At 74.5% G+C, this 15,759-nt stretch carries 16 protein-coding genes; 8 read left to right on the top strand and 8 right to left on the bottom strand.

Going from position 1 to position 15,759, the window contains the following annotated elements; translation table 11 throughout:
* Window positions 1–99 precede the first annotated feature (99 nt).
* Both ACF09K_RS02630 and ACF09K_RS02625 read right to left on the bottom strand, forming a co-directional pair.
* Window positions 100–1,242, bottom strand: coding sequence for a diguanylate cyclase domain-containing protein (locus tag ACF09K_RS02630; protein ID WP_392240631.1), 1,143 nt, complete (start codon window positions 1,240–1,242; stop codon window positions 100–102).
* A gap of 199 nt (window positions 1,243–1,441) precedes the next feature.
* Entirely contained in the window at window positions 1,442–2,242 is an 801-nt protein-coding gene (locus ACF09K_RS02625) for an enoyl-CoA hydratase/isomerase family protein (protein WP_392240630.1), read from the bottom strand.
* A gap of 225 nt (window positions 2,243–2,467) precedes the next feature.
* Between ACF09K_RS02625 and ACF09K_RS02620 the strand changes: the two genes are divergently transcribed.
* Window positions 2,468–3,193, top strand: coding sequence for a hypothetical protein (locus ACF09K_RS02620; RefSeq protein WP_392240629.1), 726 nt, complete (start codon window positions 2,468–2,470; stop codon window positions 3,191–3,193).
* Window positions 3,194–3,485: 292 nt separating this feature from the next.
* Here ACF09K_RS02620 and ACF09K_RS02615 read toward each other — a convergent pair whose 3' ends face one another.
* Both ACF09K_RS02615 and ACF09K_RS02610 read right to left on the bottom strand, forming a co-directional pair.
* Entirely contained in the window at window positions 3,486–4,619 is a 1,134-nt protein-coding gene (locus tag ACF09K_RS02615; protein ID WP_392240628.1) for an adenylate/guanylate cyclase domain-containing protein, read from the bottom strand.
* A gap of 173 nt (window positions 4,620–4,792) precedes the next feature.
* Window positions 4,793–5,683: a biotin--[acetyl-CoA-carboxylase] ligase gene (locus tag ACF09K_RS02610; RefSeq protein WP_392240627.1), complete on the bottom strand. Its 891-nt coding sequence runs from the start codon at window positions 5,681–5,683 to the stop codon at window positions 4,793–4,795.
* Between the two features lie 110 nt (window positions 5,684–5,793).
* Between ACF09K_RS02610 and ACF09K_RS02605 the strand changes: the two genes are divergently transcribed.
* Together ACF09K_RS02605 and ACF09K_RS02600 are read left to right on the top strand one after the other, a co-directional pair.
* A complete protein-coding gene (locus ACF09K_RS02605) occupies window positions 5,794–7,386 on the top strand; it encodes an acyl-CoA carboxylase subunit beta (RefSeq protein WP_392240626.1) in 1,593 nt (530 codons plus the stop codon).
* A gap of 9 nt (window positions 7,387–7,395) precedes the next feature.
* The gene (locus ACF09K_RS02600) at window positions 7,396–7,602 is read left to right on the top strand and encodes an acyl-CoA carboxylase epsilon subunit (RefSeq protein ID WP_392240625.1); all 207 of its coding nucleotides are present in this window, start codon (window positions 7,396–7,398) and stop codon (window positions 7,600–7,602) included.
* A 77-nt stretch (window positions 7,603–7,679) separates the two neighbouring features.
* Here the strand turns inward: ACF09K_RS02600 and ACF09K_RS02595 are convergent, their stop codons facing one another.
* The gene (locus tag ACF09K_RS02595; protein ID WP_392240624.1) at window positions 7,680–8,810 is read right to left on the bottom strand and encodes an SGNH/GDSL hydrolase family protein; all 1,131 of its coding nucleotides are present in this window, start codon (window positions 8,808–8,810) and stop codon (window positions 7,680–7,682) included.
* A 118-nt stretch (window positions 8,811–8,928) separates the two neighbouring features.
* Here ACF09K_RS02595 and mmpB point away from each other — a divergent pair, with 118 nt between their 5' ends.
* Window positions 8,929–9,057, top strand: coding sequence for a morphogenic membrane protein MmpB (gene mmpB, locus ACF09K_RS02590; protein ID WP_392240623.1), 129 nt, complete (start codon window positions 8,929–8,931; stop codon window positions 9,055–9,057).
* A 40-nt stretch (window positions 9,058–9,097) separates the two neighbouring features.
* Window positions 9,098–9,718 carry a Maf family protein gene (locus tag ACF09K_RS02585; protein WP_392240622.1) on the top strand — a complete coding sequence of 207 codons (621 nt, stop codon included), beginning with the start codon at window positions 9,098–9,100 and terminating at the stop codon, window positions 9,716–9,718.
* On the opposite strand, the gene ACF09K_RS02580 is transcribed toward ACF09K_RS02585, so the two are convergent.
* On the bottom strand, window positions 9,687–10,184 hold the full coding sequence (locus ACF09K_RS02580; protein WP_392240621.1) for a hypothetical protein: 498 nt from the start codon (window positions 10,182–10,184) through the stop codon (window positions 9,687–9,689). The genes ACF09K_RS02585 and ACF09K_RS02580 overlap by 32 nt on opposite strands.
* Window positions 10,185–10,610: 426 nt before the next feature.
* On the opposite strand from ACF09K_RS02580, the gene ACF09K_RS02575 reads away from it, so the two are divergent.
* Window positions 10,611–12,383 carry an acetyl/propionyl/methylcrotonyl-CoA carboxylase subunit alpha gene (locus ACF09K_RS02575; RefSeq protein ID WP_392240620.1) on the top strand — a complete coding sequence of 591 codons (1,773 nt, stop codon included), beginning with the start codon at window positions 10,611–10,613 and terminating at the stop codon, window positions 12,381–12,383.
* Between the two features lie 304 nt (window positions 12,384–12,687).
* Here the strand turns inward: ACF09K_RS02575 and ACF09K_RS02570 are convergent, their stop codons facing one another.
* On the bottom strand, window positions 12,688–13,617 hold the full coding sequence (locus tag ACF09K_RS02570) for a LysR family transcriptional regulator (protein WP_392240619.1): 930 nt from the start codon (window positions 13,615–13,617) through the stop codon (window positions 12,688–12,690).
* Window positions 13,618–13,728: 111 nt separating this feature from the next.
* On the opposite strand from ACF09K_RS02570, the gene ACF09K_RS02565 reads away from it, so the two are divergent.
* Together ACF09K_RS02565 and ACF09K_RS02560 are read left to right on the top strand one after the other, a co-directional pair.
* Complete coding sequence (locus ACF09K_RS02565) at window positions 13,729–14,475, top strand: SDR family NAD(P)-dependent oxidoreductase (protein WP_392240618.1); 747 nt, start codon at window positions 13,729–13,731, stop codon at window positions 14,473–14,475.
* A gap of 45 nt (window positions 14,476–14,520) precedes the next feature.
* Window positions 14,521–14,733: a 4-oxalocrotonate tautomerase family protein gene (locus ACF09K_RS02560; RefSeq protein WP_392240617.1), complete on the top strand. Its 213-nt coding sequence runs from the start codon at window positions 14,521–14,523 to the stop codon at window positions 14,731–14,733.
* Window positions 14,734–14,774: 41 nt separating this feature from the next.
* Here ACF09K_RS02560 and ACF09K_RS02555 read toward each other — a convergent pair whose 3' ends face one another.
* A complete protein-coding gene (locus ACF09K_RS02555) occupies window positions 14,775–15,737 on the bottom strand; it encodes a DeoR/GlpR family DNA-binding transcription regulator (protein ID WP_392240616.1) in 963 nt (320 codons plus the stop codon).
* Window positions 15,738–15,759 lie beyond the last annotated feature (22 nt).

Below are 15,759 nucleotides of genomic sequence, written 5' to 3'. Positions count from 1 at the left end.
TGACGCGTCGCGGCCGTCCGCCGGGACCGCGCGGGCGTTCGCGGGCGCCACGCGGCTGCCCGCCGGCGCCTCGCGACCGTCCGCGGGCGCGCCGGCCGCTCAGTGCCGCCCGCGGAAGCGCCGCCGTTCCCCGGCCGGGCCGTGCGGCGGCTCGTCGGCGAGGCGGACGACCGGGTCGTCGGGCCCCTGCCGCCCCGCGACGACCGGGCGGGCGGCCCGGACGGCCTTGGCGCGGTACTGGGCCGCGTCCGCGAGCCGGAAGAGCCGGCGGGCCGACCGCACCGGCCCGATCGGGTCCCCGGTGGAGGCGACCCCGCAGGCCACCCCCTCGCCCAGCTCCAGCTCGGCCGCCCGGCGGCACAGTTCGCCGGCGACCTTCACCACGTCGTCGGCGGCCGGGCCGACGGCGAGCAGGCAGAACTCGTCCCCGCCGAGCCGGGCGGCCAGGGCGCCGGGCAGCATCGCCCCGCACAGCGACAGCACGGAGCCGAACCGCTCCAGCAGCCGGTCGCCGACGGCGTGCCCGCAGGTGTCGTTCACCCGCTTGAGCCCGTTGAGGTCGCACACGACGAGACTCACCACGTCCCCGTGCGTCCGGTGCCGTTCCACCGCCTCCTCCAGGCGTACGTCGACGGCGCGGCGGTTGGCCAGGCCGGTCAGGGCGTCGGTGAAGGCGAGCCGGCGGGCCTCCTCCAGCCGCTCGGTCTGCGCGAGCCCGGCCGCGACCACGGCCGCCAGGACGGTCGCGAAGTCGGCGTCGCCGCGGTCGAAGACGGGGGTGCCGGAGGAGCGGGCCACGTACAGCTCGCCCCACGCCCGGCCGTGCAGCACGATCGGCGCGACCACGCAGGAGCCCCGTCCGCGCCGGCGCAGGGCGGCGACCCTCTGGTGGCAGTAGCCGGCGCGTCCGGCGGCCGCTCCCCGGGCCGTCTCCACCCAGGCGTCGGGCTCGCCGCCCGCCGTCCAGCGCTCGTGCAGGAACTCGGTGATCTCCGGGAAGCGGTGCACCGGATAGGCCTCGTCGTCGGGGAACTCGTCCTCGTCCGGCGCCCGGTCCCCCACGTTCACGAGGACGCGCAGCCGCCCGAGGTCGCGCTCCCAGACCGACAGCGCGGCGAAACCGCCGGCCAGCGCCCGGCAGGCGCCGAGAGCCGCGGCGCGCCACGACTCGCGGGGCGTGCGCGCCGCCGCCATGCCCTGCGCCAGCGCCACCACGGCCGCGAGGCGTCTGTCCTCACCCATCCCCCCAGGCTAGGGACATTCGGCCACAAAGGGGACACCGAGGTGACACCAGGAGTGACGGCTCCGCCCGCCCCGAGCCGGTCCACTCCGAGCCGGTTCACCCCCGGCCCGGTTCACCCTCGGCCCGGTTCGCCTTCCCCGGCCCGGTTCGCCCCCGGCCCGGTCCCCCTTCACCGGCCCGGTTCGCCGTCGGAACCGTTCACTCCCCCGGCCACTGCGGCTTCCGCTTCTCGTTGAAGGCCGCCACGCCCTCGGCCCGGTCCCCCGAGAAGGCCACCGTCCGCCAAGCCGCGTCCTCCACCTCCAGGCCCGCCCGCAGGTCCAGCCCCTGCCCCAGCCGCAGGGCCCGCTTGGCCGCCCGCAGCCCCACCGGCGAGTTCGCCCCGATGCGCTCGCCCAGCGCCAGCGCCTCCTCCCGGTCCCGCCCCTCGTCCACCAGGACGTCCACCAGCCCCAGCTCCCGCGCCTCGGCGGCCTCGACCCGCCGTGCGGAGAAGATCAGCTCGGCCGCGCGGGCCGCGCCCACCCGGCGGGGCAGCAGCTGGGTCCCGCCGCCGCCCGGGATCACCCCGACCGACACCTCGGGCAGCCCCACCACGGCCGTCCGGTCGGCCACGATCACGTCGCAGGCCAGCGCCAGCTCGAAGCCGCCGCCCAGCGCGAACCCGTGCACCGCCGCGACCGTCGGCACGGGCAGCTCCAGCACACCGGTGTACGCGCCCCGCGCGACCGGCCGCTGCCGCAGCAGTTCGGCGTCGGAGAAGGAGTTGCGCTCCTTGAGGTCGGCCCCGACGCAGAAGGCCCGCTCGTGCGTCGAGGTGAGCACGACCACCCGTACGTCCCGGTCGTCGCCCAGCGCCGCACAGGCGGCCCCGAGGGACCGGGCCATCCCGGTCGACACGGCGTTCATGGCCTTGGGCCGGTCGAGGGCCAGCTCCGCGACGTGGCCGTCCCCGTGCCGCCGCACCAGCACGAACTCCCCGAACCGTTCCTCACTCATGACACCCTCCGGGTTAACGCGGGTTAACAAACCTGGCTCGCCCGATCATCGCAGCCGCGCCGCGCCGGGAAAAGGCCCGGCCGTCTCCCGTCCGCACCGCGATCACCCTCCGCCCACCCGTTCGAGTGACATCCCGCCCGACTCCACCCGCATCGCCCGGGGGAGCGCATAACGTTCGTCCGCCACGGCGCAGAGGGGGCGCGACGACCTCGGGGAGGGCACGCGATGACGACCACACCGGTGAGGGCCCGGACCGCGAGCGCGGGAGCGGGCCGTGCGCGGGGAGCCACGGACGCGGTGGACTCGGTGGACGCGGTAGGGGCGGTGGGGGCCGCCGACGCGGTGGAGGCGGCCGGAATCCGCCGCGGGCCGCCCCGCCGCAGCCGCGGGCGGCACCGCCGGCCCCGGCCCCGGAAGGCGCTGTACGCCGCGGGCGGGTTCGCGCTGGCGGTGGGGGCCCTGAGCCTGCTGCGGCCGGACTCGGACCCCGGCACGGACGCCGCCGGGGCCGGGCCCCTGCTCCGGCCCACCGCGGACAGCCGGCCGGAGGCGGCCACGGGCCACCCGGCCGGCACGACCGACGCGACCGACGCGGCCGTCCCGGTCTCCCCTGTGCCCGGCCCGGCGTCGACCGCCCCCGTCCCGGCGGGCGGCACCCCCACCTCCCCCGAGGCCGCCGCCGCCCCGCCCTCCGCGGCCCGCACCCCGGGCGGCCCCCACGGCCCGCGCCCGACGCCACCGGCGAAGGCGCGCCCGCGCACGCCGGCGCCCGCGTCCTCCCTGCGCACGAGCGCCCGGCCTCCCGGCGGTTCCGGGCCGTCCGGGCCCACGGCGTCCCCGGCGCCCGGCCCGGCCACCGTCCCGCCGCCTCCGGGACCGACGGGCGGTCCCGCACTCTGCCTGCCGGTCGTCGGACTCTGCGTGGACACGCTGACCGGTCCCGCGGACTGAACCGGGGAGCGGACCCCTGGACCTGCCCGGCGGATCGCGCCCCGGCGGATGATGCCGCGGCGGATCGTGTCCCGAGGACGGTGCCGCGGACACGGGCCCGGCACGCCTCCTTCCGCGCGGATGCCCCCGGCGGCACCGTCCCGGTCGCCGCCCCCGGCCGCAGGCACCCGCCCTCTGCCGCCGTTTCCCCGCACCGCCCGCGCCCGCCCGCACCCGCCCGCGTTCACGTTCGCGTTCACGTTCGCGCGGAAGGACCCCACCGCGACGAGGGCCCCGGTCCGTCGGACCGGCTCTACGCGCCGCCGCCACCGCCGTTGCGCCGCGTGAGCAGCCAGGGCTCGACCACGCCGAGCCCGCGCACGGGCCGCTGCCACATCGGCTGGAGTGCGAACCGGTGCACGGGCGGCTCCTCGCCCTCCTTCTCGGCGGCCGCCGCGGCCTCGGCGGCGGCCGCCTCCGAGGCGGGCGCGTCACCGGTGCGGATCAGCTCCTCGGCGAAGGCGCTGTCCACGAGCACGGCGTCCCGGGGCGCTATCGACGTCAGCCGGGAGGCCAGGTTGACCGTCGTGCCGAAGACATCGCCCATCCGGGTGGTCACCGTGCCGAAGGCCATGCCGACCCGCAGCTCGGGCATCGTCGGGTCGTTGCTCATCGTCTCGACGAGCAGCAGCGCGATGTCGGCGGCGGTGCCGGCGTCGTCGGCCGCGTACAGCACCTCGTCGCCGAGGGTCTTGATCAGCCGTCCGCCGCGGGCCGCGACCAGGTCGGCCGCGGTGGTCTCGAAGGCCTCGACCAGTTCGCCGAGCTCCTCCTCCTCCATGCGGCGGGTCAGCCGCGTGAAGCCGACGAGGTCGGCGAAGCCGACCGCGAGCCGGCGGTCGACCATCTCCTCGTCGTCCGCGGCCTGCACGACCCGCCCCGCCGAGGCGGCGAGCTGCCGGCGCCACACGTAGACGAGGAACTCCTCCAGTTCGGGCAGCAGCAGCTCGACGATCGGGTACGTCACCTCGGTACGGGTCATCCCCGGCTCGGGCGGCTCGGTCAGCCCCTCCAGGAAGGAATCGATCTGCCACTCCGCCAACCGGGCGGTGGTCTGCCCGGTGGACCGCGCGACCTGCACCGCCATGGCCTCGCTCAGCAGTCCCGCCTCGACGAGACCGGCGAGGCGGCGCAGGGCCAGTACGTCGGCCTCGGTGAGCGCCTTGGCCTGCCCGATGTCGGCGAAGCCCATGGCCCGCCAGAAGCGGGAGGCCAGCTCCATGGAGACACCGGCGCTGCGGGCCGCCTGGAAGGGGGTGTAGCGGCGCTCGGCGCCGAGGATGAGCTGCTCGAGGCGAAGGGCGAGAGGGTCGTCGCCGGGGTCGGCGGCCGGCACGTCAACCCGGCCGTCCGCGCCCTCGTCGGAGCCCGTGTCGTCGACGGTCACGCCTGCTGCCCTTCCGATCTATCGCGGTCAGGTTTCGACCGGCCCCAACTCTACGGCAGGTGTGCGCCAGCTCACTCCGTTCGGAGAAGCGTCCCCGCCCGCCGGCGGTCCGGCAGGCCGGCCGGGTGCCCCGGGCCCGGCCGGGGCACCCCCCGGACGGGCCCGGGCGCGGCTCACGCCGGCCGCAGGTGCACGATGTCGCCCGCGCCCACCGGCTCCCGCACGCCCTCCCGCGTGGCGATGACCAGTCGCCCGTCCCCGTCCACGGCCACGGCCTCCCCCACCAGCGAGCGCTCCCCGGGCAGCTCCGCCCGCACGGTCCGCCCCAGCGTCGCGCACCCCGCCGCGTACGCCTCCTGGAGCCCGGACAGGGACGGGTCGCCGCCGGCCCGCCGCCACCGCCCGTACCACTCCTCCAGCGACCGCAGCACCGCCCGCAGCAGCGGGTCGCGGTCCGTGCTCACCGCTCCGGCCAGTTCCAGCGAGCCCGCCTGCGGCACCGGGAGTTCCCCGGCCCGCAGGGTGACGTTGACGCCGACGCCCACCACGACCCCGTCCGGGCCGGCCCGCTCCGCCAGGATCCCCCCGGCCTTGCGCTCCTGGCCGCCGACGGTCACCAGCAGGTCGTTGGGCCACTTCAGCGCCGTGTCGACGCCCGCCGCCCGGGACAGGCCGGTGGCGACCGCGACGCCGGTCAGCAGCGGCAGCCAGCCCCAGCGCTCCACGGGCACCTCGGCGGGCCGCAGCAGCACGGAGAAGAACAGCCCCGACCGCGGGGGCGCGCTCCAGCGCCGGTCCAGCCGCCCCCGGCCGGAGGTCTGCTCCTCCGCCACCAGGACGGTCCCCTCGCCGGCCTTCCCGGCGGTCGCGAGCGCGACCAGGTCGGAGTTGGTGGACCCGGTGCGGGGCACGACGTCGACCGCCGTCCACAGCCCGCCCCCGCGGACGAGTCCGCGCCGCAGCGCGACGGCGTCGAGGGGCGGACGGTCCAGGTCGGACCACCGGCTGCCGGGTCCGGGACGGCCCGGCTGCCCGGGGTTTCCTGCTGCATCTCGCGGCGTCATGCAAGCCACCCTAGGTGTGGTAAACGCCGCACTGCCGATCGGTGGGGCCGCCACTACTCTACGGATGAGTAACCGTCCCCCCTTTTGAGCAGGCAGGGAGCCGCATCCCGATGTCCGAGTCGGAAGAGATCGACATCCACACGACCGCGGGAAAGCTCGCGGACCTCCAGCGCCGCGTCACGGAGGCGACGCACGCCGGCTCCGCACGCGCCGTCGAGAAGCAGCACGCCAAGGGCAAACTGACGGCCCGTGAGCGCATCGAACTCCTCCTCGACGAGGATTCGTTCGTGGAGCTGGACGAGTTCGCCCGGCACCGCTCCACCAACTTCGGCCTGGAGGACAACCGTCCGTACGGGGACGGTGTCGTGACCGGGTACGGAACCGTCGACGGCCGGCCCGTCGCCGTGTTCTCGCAGGACTTCACCGTCTTCGGCGGTGCCCTCGGCGAGGTCTACGGCCAGAAGATCGTCAAGGTCATGGACTTCGCCCTGAAGACCGGCTGCCCGGTCATCGGCATCAACGACTCCGGCGGCGCCCGCATCCAGGAGGGCGTGGCCTCGCTGGGGGCGTACGGCGAGATCTTCCGCCGCAACACCCACGCGTCCGGGGTGATCCCGCAGATCAGCCTGGTCGTCGGGCCGTGCGCGGGCGGCGCGGTCTACTCGCCCGCGATCACCGACTTCACCGTCATGGTCGACCAGACCTCGCACATGTTCATCACCGGCCCGGACGTCATCAAGACGGTCACCGGCGAGGACGTCGGCTTCGAGGAGCTGGGCGGCGCGCGCACCCACAACTCCACGTCGGGCGTGGCCCACCACATGGCGGGCGACGAGAAGGACGCCGTCGAGTACGTCAAGCAGCTGCTGTCGTACCTGCCGTCGAACAACCTCTCCGAGGCCCCGGCGTTCCCGGAGGAGGCGGACCTCGCCGTCACCGACGAGGACCTGGAGCTGGACACGCTCGTCCCGGACAGCGCCAACCAGCCGTACGACATGCACACGGTGATCGAACACGTCCTGGACGACGGCGAGTTCTTCGAGACGCAGCCGCTGTACGCGCCGAACATCCTGACCGGCTTCGGCCGGGTGGAGGGCTCTCCGGTCGGCGTCGTCGCCAACCAGCCGATGCAGTTCGCGGGCTGCCTGGACATCAAGGCCTCCGAGAAGGCGGCCCGGTTCGTGCGCACCTGCGACGCGTTCAACATCCCGGTGGTCACCTTCGTGGACGTGCCCGGCTTCCTGCCCGGCGTGGACCAGGAGCACGACGGCATCATCCGCCGCGGCGCCAAGCTGATCTACGCCTACGCGGAGGCGACCGTCCCGCTGATCACGGTCATCACCCGCAAGGCCTTCGGCGGGGCGTACGACGTCATGGGCTCCAAGCACCTGGGCGCCGACCTGAACCTGGCCTGGCCGACCGCCCAGATCGCGGTGATGGGCGCGCAGGGCGCGGTCAACATCCTGCACCGCCGCACGATCGCCGAGGCGGAGTCCGCCGGAGACCTCGAGGCGACCCGCGCCCGGCTGATCCAGGAGTACGAGGACGCGCTCCTCAACCCCTACATCGCCGCCGAGCGCGGTTACGTCGACGCCGTGATCATGCCGTCGGACACCCGCCGGCACATCGTGCGGGGCCTGCGTCAGCTGCGCACCAAGCGGGAATCCCTCCCTCCGAAGAAGCACGGCAACATCCCCCTGTAAGGAGCCGCTGTGATCAAGGTCGTACGGGGCAATCCGACCCCGGAGGAGCTGGCCGCCGCACTGGCGGTGGTGCGCGCCCGCGCCGCGGCGGCGACGGCCGAGCCGTCCGGCGCGCAGGGCGTCAGGGACTCCTGGTCGGACCCCTCCCGCATCGCGGCCCGCCGCCTGCCCGGCCCGGGCCCGGCCGCCTGGGGCCGCACCTACTGGCCGGTCTAGTCCGGCCTCCCGTCCGTACGGGCCCGGGGCCGGGCCCCCGGGCCCCGGCCCCGTCCGCCCGTCAGCCCGTCAGCCCGTCACAGACGGGCGGCCACGGCTTCGGCCATCACCGCGTACCCCGCGTCGTCCGGGTGCAGGTGGTCGCCGGAGTCGTACGCGGGGTGCAGCCGGTCCGGGTCCGCCGGATCGGCCAGTGCCCGGCGCAGGTCCACGACCGCGTCGTACGCGCCGGAACGGCGCACCCACGCGTCGACCTCGCGGCTCACCCCGGCCGCGTGCCCGCCCCAGTGGTCCGAGCCGCCGAACGGCAGCAGGGTCGACCCGATCACCCGCAGGCCCCTCCCGCGCGCCTGCCGTATCAGCTCCCGGTGCCCCGCGATCAGCTCGTCCGCCTCCACCACGGGGGCGGGCTTGTACGTCGGCTGCCCGTCCGTCTCGCCGAAGCCGATGTCGTTGAGGCCGAGGAGCACCACGAGGGTGTCCACGCCCGGCTGGTCCAGCACGTCGCGGCGCAGCCGGTGCAGGGCCTTCTCGCCGTACCAGGCGGAGTCGTTGAGCAGCAGGTTCCCGCCGATCCCGGCGTTGAGGACGGGGCGTCCGGTGCGCCGGGCCAGCTGGTCGGACCAGCGCCGGTCGGCGCCGGGCGTCGAGCCGAAGCCGTCGGTGAGGGAGTCGCCGAGGAGGGCGATGCCGTCCGTGCGGCCCGCGTCGGTCTCGACGGCGGTGAGGAAGTACCAGGACTCGCTGCTCGCGTCGAAGCGCTCCCCGCCCGGGTCCGCCGTGCGGTCGCCCTCGCCGCGGTGGCTGGTGGTGAAGGCCTGCGCGTGGAAGGTGGCGGGGCCGGTGACCGCGTCGAAGTGCAGGGTCAGCGTCAGCGCCTGCCCGGAGGCCACGGCGAGGGGGGCGGGGTCGCTGAGCAGGTCGCCCCGGGCCGGGATCGCCGCGGCCCCCGCGCCCCCGAAGGCGAGGCGGGTGACGGAGTCCGGCTCGACGGCGGCGCCCGCGGCCGCGCGGGCCACCGTGGCGGCGGCGACGCGGACCGGCGAGGTGCCGTAGGCGTTCGACAGCCGGACGCGCACCCGTGCGCCGCCCGCCGTCAGCCGGACGGTCTGGCGCACGGACTGGCGCCAGAAGCCCTCGCGGGACCAGTTGGGGGTGAAGCCCTCGCTGGGCAGCTGGGGCGGGGCGGTCCAAGCGGTGGTGAACACGGGCGTGTCCTCTCGTCGGCCGGCACGGGGCAGGCTTTAATGAAACCACAGTCCCGTTTAAGGAAGTTGAGTACGCGTACTCAGGCGCCCGGCACCGCGTCGTCGCACGCTGGAGGGCATGCTGTGGTCCGACCCCGAGAACGAACCGCCCGAGGAACTGCGCGAGACGCAGGCGATGTTGCGGCGGCTCGGGCTCCTCATGTCGCTGGCCATGGTGCTCGCGATGATCGTCATCGGCCTCAGGTGACCGGGGTGAAGGCGGCGCGGCACGCCGATACCCTGACCGCATGACCGATCAGCAGCGCCGCCGTCTCGTGCTCGCCTCCCAGTCCCCCGCCCGGCTGGGCCTGCTGCGTCAGGCGGGCCTCGACCCCGAGGTGATCGTCAGCGGGGTCGACGAGGACGCCGTGACCGCCCCCACCCCCGCCGAACTGGCGCTCGCCCTCGCCGAGGCCAAGACCTCCGTCGTGGCCGCGAAGCCCGAGGTCCGGGGCGCCCTGGTGATCGGCTGCGACTCGGTCCTCGACCTGGACGGCGAGGCCCTCGGCAAGCCCGCGGACGCCGAGGAGGCCACCGCCCGCTGGAAGTCGATGCGCGGCCGCGTGGGCACGCTGCAGACCGGCCACTGCGTCTACGACACCGCGACCGGGCGCTACGCCTCCGCCGTCGCCTCCACCGTCGTCCGCTTCGGCGAACCCACCGACGAGGAGATCGCCGCGTACGTCGCCTCCGGCGAACCCCTCCACGTCGCGGGGGCGTTCACCCTGGACGGCCGCTCGGCGCCGTTCATCGACGGCATCGACGGCGACCACGGCAACGTGATCGGCATCAGCCTGCCGCTCGTGCGCCGACTGCTGGCGCAACTGGGCGTGGGCATCACGGAGTTGTGGGCGCCGGCGGACCGCTGACCGGGGCCGGCCCCTGGTCCTTCGGCCCCTCGTCCCGGGGCTCGGCGGCGGACGTGGTGGGCGCGGCGGGCCCGTCGTGGCGGTCGTACGTCATCAGCAGCAGCACGATGAGCGCGAGCACGGCGACCATGGACAGGAAGGCGGGCCACCCCACCAGCCCCCACGCGACGGCGGCCAGCAGCCCGTGCACCACCGCGGCACTGATCAGCAGGACGCGGCCGAAGCCGGCCGGCGGCTGGTCGCGGACCGCCACCAGCAGGGCGACCAGCCCGCAGAAGGCGAAGTAGAGGCCGAAGACGATCCCGCCCGCCTTCGACGACGTCGACATCACGTCCGGGTCCAGGCCCGCCAGGGACATGTCCTGGCGGTCGACGACGATCCCGAGGAACCAGTTCAGCGCGGCGACGCCGAGCGCCTCCACGACGAGCACGACCGCCACGACGACTGCCACCGGTCTGCGCACCACCGGTCCCACCCACTTTCGACCGGGCCCGTGCGGGCCCCCTGGTTGCTCCGAGCAGTGCCGGCCCGTCGCCCGCCCCTCCCCCGGGGAGGCCCTCCGGGCCGCCGAGCCCTCTTCGGCGCCACGAACGCTACTAACGGGTAAACCAGGGGACAAGGGTTCTGCCGACGGCAAAGAATCATTGGGCCATTCGTAGGGACTCCACAAAGAATCGGAGTGGGCCGCAGCACGTGCTCACAGAGACCTTGGCCACAGTGGAGGGCTAGGGTTTCCGGAAGGAGTGCTGCGTACGGCGGTACTGCAAGGGATTCCGCCGTCGAGTGAGCCCGCCATCACGCTGCGTGTGGGCAAGCTCACCCTTGAGGACGGGTCGATCAGTCGTGTCGGCAGTCCCTAAACTCGGCTTGTTTCAAGGAGGGAGCCTCAATCGTGCGCAAGGTGCTCATCGCCAACCGTGGCGAAATCGCAGTCCGCGTGGCCCGGGCATGCCGGGATGCCGGTATCGCAAGCGTCGCCGTGTACGCCGAACCGGACCGGGACGCTCTGCATGTCCGCGCCGCGGATGAGGCGTTCGCCCTGGGCGGTGACACTCCGGGCACCAGCTACCTCGACATCGAGAAGGTGCTGAACGCCGCCCGTGAGTCCGGGGCGGACGCGATCCATCCCGGCTACGGGTTCCTCTCGGAGAACGCCGAGTTCGCCCAGGCCGTCCTGGACGCGGGCCTGATCTGGATCGGCCCGCCGCCGCAGGCCATCCGCGACCTCGGCGACAAGGTCGCCGCCCGGCACATCGCCCAGCGCGCCGGCGCGCCGCTGGTGGCGGGCACGCCGGACCCGGTGTCGGGCGCCGAGGAGGTCGTCGCCTTCGCCGAGAAGCACGGCCTGCCCATCGCGATCAAGGCCGCCTTCGGCGGCGGCGGACGCGGCCTCAAGGTCGCCCGCACCCTCGAAGAGGTCCCCGAGCTGTACGACTCGGCGGTCCGCGAGGCCGTCGCCGCCTTCGGCCGCGGCGAGTGCTTCGTCGAGCGCTACCTCGACAACCCCCGGCACGTCGAGACCCAGTGCCTCGCCGACAGCCACGGCAACGTGGTCGTCGTCTCCACCCGTGACTGCTCCCTGCAGCGCAGGCACCAGAAGCTGGTCGAGGAGGCCCCGGCGCCGTTCCTGTCCGAGGCGCAGATCGCCGAGCTGTACTCCTCCTCCAAGGCCATCCTCAAGGAGGCCGGCTACGTCGGCGCCGGCACCGTGGAGTTCCTCGTCGGCATGGACGGCACGATCTCCTTCCTGGAGGTCAACACCCGCCTCCAGGTGGAGCACCCGGTCACCGAGGAGGTCGCCGGCATCGACCTGGTGCGCGAGATGTTCCGCATCGCCGACGGCGAGGAACTCGGCTACGACGACCCGGCGCTGCGCGGCCACTCCTTCGAGTTCCGCATCAACGGCGAGGACCCGGGGCGCAACTTCCTCCCCGCCCCCGGCACCGTCACCGCCTTCGACGCCCCGTCCGGGCCGGGTGTGCGGCTCGACGCCGGCGTGGAGTCCGGCTCGGTCATCGGTCCGGCCTGGGACTCCCTGCTGGCCAAGCTGATCGTCACCGGCCGCACCCGCAAGGAGGCCCTCCAGCGGGCCGCCCGCGCCCTGGAGGAGTTCCGGGTCGAGGGCATGGCCACGGCCATCCCCTTCCACCGCGCGGTGGTCAGGGACCCGGCGTTCGCCCCCGAGCTCACCGGCTCCGACGACCCCTTCACGGTCCACACCCGCTGGATCGAGACGGAGTTCGTCAACGACATCAAGCCCTTCGCGGCCCCCGCGGACGCCGAGGCCGACGAGGAGGCGGGCCGCGAGACGGTCGTCGTCGAGGTCGGCGGCAAGCGCCTGGAGGTCTCCCTCCCGGTCTCGCTCGGCATGTCCCTGGCCCGCACGGGTCTCGCGGCGGGTGCCAGGCCCAAGCGGCGCGCGGCGAAGAAGTCCGGCCCCGCCGCCTCCGGCGACACCCTCGCCTCCCCGATGCAGGGCACCATCGTCAAGATCGCGGTGGAGGAGGGCCAGGAGGTCAAGGAGGGCGACCTGATCGTCGTCCTGGAGGCCATGAAGATGGAGCAGCCCCTGAACGCCCACCGCTCCGGCATCGTCAAGGGCCTCGCCGCGGAGGTCGGCGCCTCGATCACCTCGGGCGCCCCCATCTGCGAGATCAAGGACTGACCCGACCGCACCGCCCCGGAACCCCGCGTCCTCGGAAGAGGACGCGGGGTTCCGTCGTCCCACGCCCCGCCGATCGGCCGACGGCGTCCCCCGCCCACCCGGGGCGCGGGACCGTACCGCACGGCGGCTCCGCGGCGCGGCAGGGGGACCCGGCACCCGCGACCGTCTGCGGGCGAGGACGCGGCGAGGGCGTTCGGGGCCGGTGGCGTCCCGGGCCGCGGGCGGTACCGGTCCCGACCGCGGCGGGGCCGCGGCGCCGGGCGGCGAACCGCCGGGACGGGGGCGGCCCGCCGGAGCGGACCCCTCAGGCGCCGGGGCCGTCCGGCTCCGCGGCGCGGGGGGCCTTGAGCCGGGAGGTGAGTTCCTCCACGAACGCCTCCAGATGGGGCGGACGCGCTCCGGTCCGGGTGGCGCAGAACCAGGTACGGGTCAGCGGCCGTGCGCCGATGCGGACGAGGACCAGGTCGTGCGAGGCCGCGTACGGGGCGGCTGTCCAGTTGGGCAGCACCGTCACGCCCTGCCCGCCCGCGACCATCTCGACCACCAGGTCGGTCACCACCGGCATGGTGGTGACACGGGCCGGCCGGGAACCGGCGGGGATCGGCAACGGCGTCGACGGGATGCGCTTCTGGTCGTAGAAGTCGTAGAGGACCAGGTCGGCGCCGTCGAAGTCACGGGCGGTCAGGTGCGGGCGCGAGGCCCACGGGTGTCCGGCCGGTACCACGGCCACCATCTCGTCCTCGAACAGCCTGGTCAGTGACACCCGGTCCATCTGCAGGTCCGGCTTGGTGACCAGCGCGACGTCGACCAGGTCGGCGAGGAGGGCCGGGATCGGCGCGTCGTCGGGGACGGTCTCGATGCGTACGTCGATGTCCGGCTCGCGCTCGCGGAAGGCGCGCAGCACGGGCGGCAGCCAGGGGAAGGTCGTGCTGCACTGCGCGGTGAAGCGGACCCGCCGATCGCGCCCGTCGCGGAGCTCCCGCAGGTCCCGGGAGGCCGACTCCAGTTCGCCGAGGACGTGGCGGGCCGCGACCAGCAGGCGACGGCCGGCGGCGTTGGGGACCAGGCGGCGGCCCTTGCGGTCGAAGAGGGGCAGGCCCAGGCGGGCCTCCAGCCGGGTGAGCCGCTGGCTCAGCGCCGGCTGGCTCACGTAGAGCCGCTCGGCGGCCGCGGTCAGCGAGCCGGCTTCGGCGGTGGCGTCCAGGAGCTCCAGGTCACGCAGGTCCACATCCATAACCTGAGATTATGTCATGCTCCAATTTACGTCGTGGTGTTATGGCTGGGGAGTTCGTAGGTTTCCGGTGTCAGCAGGACAGGTCAAGCCGCCACGAAAGGCACGCACACCATGACCGACACCACCGTCACCACCACCGCTCTCGTCACCGGCTCCTCCAGCGGCATCGGCCTGGACATCGCCCGCGCCTTCCTGGCGAGCGGCGCCAACGTCGTCCTCAACGGCCGGGACGCCGACCGCCTCGCCGAGGCCGCGGCCGGCCTCGGACACCCGGAGCGGACCGCGTGGGTCGCGGGCGCCACCTCCGAACCGACGACCGGCGAAGCCCTCGTCCGCACCGCGCTCGACCGGTTCGGCGGCGTCGACGTCCTGGTCAACAACGCGGGCACCTTCGCCCCCAGGCCCTTCACCGACGTCACCGAGGAGGAGCTCGACGGCTTCCTGACCGGCAACCTCAAGGGCACCTACCTCACCACCCAGGCGGTGGTGCGGGCGCTGCGCGCCCAGGGCCGGGGCGGCAGCGTCGTCAACATCGGCACCGTCCTGGTGGACCACGCGCTGGCGGGCTTCCCGTCCTCCGCGCCCGTGGTCAGCAAGGCCGGCGTGCACGCGCTGACGACCAGCCTGGCCGCGGAGCTCGCCGCCGACGGCATCCGCGTGAACCTCGTCTCGCCCGGCATCATCCGCACCCCGCTGCACGCGGGCTCCGACGTGGACTCCTTCGGCGGGCTGGCCCTGCTCGACCGGGTCGGCGAGGTCTCCGAGGTCTCGGAGGCGGTGCTCTACCTCGCGGGCGCCACGTTCGTCACGGGGCACGCCCTGCGCGTGGACGGCGGGCACGTCACCGGCCGCGCCTGAACCCCTCTGCCCCTCTGCCCCTCTGCCGAAAGGACGTCTCCCACCATGCCGTACGTCAACGTCAAGATCACCCGTGAGGGTGCCACCGCCGCCCAGAAGGCCGAGATCATCGCCGGCGTGACCGACCTGCTGGTCCGGGTCCTGGACAAGGATCCCGCCACCACCTTCGTCCTCATCGACGAGGTCGACCTGGAGGACTGGGGCGTCGGCGGCGTCCCGACACAGGAGTACCGCCGCCGCAACCGCGCACGCGGCTGAGGCACCTGCGGGAGGCACCTGCGGGAGGCACCTGCGGGAGGCTATCGCCGTCGCATGTCCGCGACCCGCGCCCGCTCGGCGCCCGGCGCCTGCTCCCCCAGTGCGGCGGCCGACCGCAGAGCCGCCGCGGCGCCCTGCATCTGCCCCCGCCGGGGGGCCGGCAACGGGACGTCCCGGCGCTGCTGCCGCCGCGCCGGGACCGCCTCACCCCCCGGGCTCCCCGTCGCCCCCGCCACGGCGATCTGCACCCCCTGGTCGGCGAGAGCCTGGAGTTCGGTGCCGGCCCGGTCGTCGTGGGCCGGCGGCTCGTCGGTCACCAGGCGGGTGATGACGTCCGTCGGCACCGTCTGGAACATGGTGTCGGCGCCGAGCTTGGTGTGGTCGGCGAGGACGACGACCTCGGAGGCGGCCTGGACGAGGGCCCGGTCGACCGACGCCGACAGCATGTTGGAGGTGGACAGACCGCGCTCGGCGGTCAGGCCGCTCCCGGACAGGAAGGCCTTGGAGACCCGCAGCCCCTGGAGGGACTGTTCGGCTCCGCTGCCGACGAGGGCGTAGTTGGAGCCGCGCAGGGTGCCGCCGGTCATCACGACCTCCACGCGGTTGGCGTGCGCCAGCGCCTGGGCCACCAGCAGGGAGTTGGTGACGACGGTGAGTCCGGGGATCCGGGCGAGCCGACGGGCCAGCTCCTGGGTGGTGGTTCCCGCTCCGACCACGATGGCCTCGCCCTCTTCGACGAAGTGGGCGGCGAGGTCGGCGATGGCGGTCTTCTCGGCGGTCGCGAGATGGGATTTCTGCGGGAAGCCGGACTCGCGGGTGAGACCGCCCGGCAGTACCGCACCGCCGTGCCGGCGGTCGAGGAGTCCTTCTGCCTCCAGTGCGCGCACGTCCCGCCGTACGGTCACTTCGGAGGTCTGGACGACGCGGGCGAGTTCACGGAGCGACACGGCTCCGTTGGCTCGCACCATTTCGAGGATCAATTGGCGACGTTCTGCAGCGAACACGAAACTGACAGTAACGCGGGCG

Origin of the sequence: Streptomyces sp. NPDC014882 (genome assembly GCF_043081325.1) — a bacterium.
GTDB lineage: Bacteria > Actinomycetota > Actinomycetes > Streptomycetales > Streptomycetaceae > Streptomyces.
Note: the sequence above shows the minus strand (reverse complement) of the source record. Positions and strands in the feature narration are given on the sequence as shown.

Bases quoted from the DNA above. Each gene is read 5' to 3' on its own strand.
- ACF09K_RS02630 (WP_392240631.1), bottom strand. From the start codon at position 1,242: ATGGGTGAGGACAGACGCCTCGCGGCCGTGGTGGCGCTGGCGCAGGGC.
- ACF09K_RS02625 (WP_392240630.1), bottom strand. From the start codon at position 2,242: ATGAGTGAGGAACGGTTCGGGGAGTTCGTGCTGGTGCGGCGGCACGGG.
- ACF09K_RS02620 (WP_392240629.1), top strand. From the start codon at position 2,468: ATGACGACCACACCGGTGAGGGCCCGGACCGCGAGCGCGGGAGCGGGC.
- ACF09K_RS02610 (WP_392240627.1), bottom strand. From the start codon at position 5,683: ATGACGCCGCGAGATGCAGCAGGAAACCCCGGGCAGCCGGGCCGTCCC.
- ACF09K_RS02605 (WP_392240626.1), top strand. From the start codon at position 5,794: ATGTCCGAGTCGGAAGAGATCGACATCCACACGACCGCGGGAAAGCTC.
- mmpB (WP_392240623.1), top strand. From the start codon at position 8,929: ATGCTGTGGTCCGACCCCGAGAACGAACCGCCCGAGGAACTGCGCGAG.
- ACF09K_RS02585 (WP_392240622.1), top strand. From the start codon at position 9,098: ATGACCGATCAGCAGCGCCGCCGTCTCGTGCTCGCCTCCCAGTCCCCC.
- ACF09K_RS02570 (WP_392240619.1), bottom strand. From the start codon at position 13,617: ATGGATGTGGACCTGCGTGACCTGGAGCTCCTGGACGCCACCGCCGAA.
- ACF09K_RS02565 (WP_392240618.1), top strand. From the start codon at position 13,729: ATGACCGACACCACCGTCACCACCACCGCTCTCGTCACCGGCTCCTCC.
- ACF09K_RS02560 (WP_392240617.1), top strand. From the start codon at position 14,521: ATGCCGTACGTCAACGTCAAGATCACCCGTGAGGGTGCCACCGCCGCC.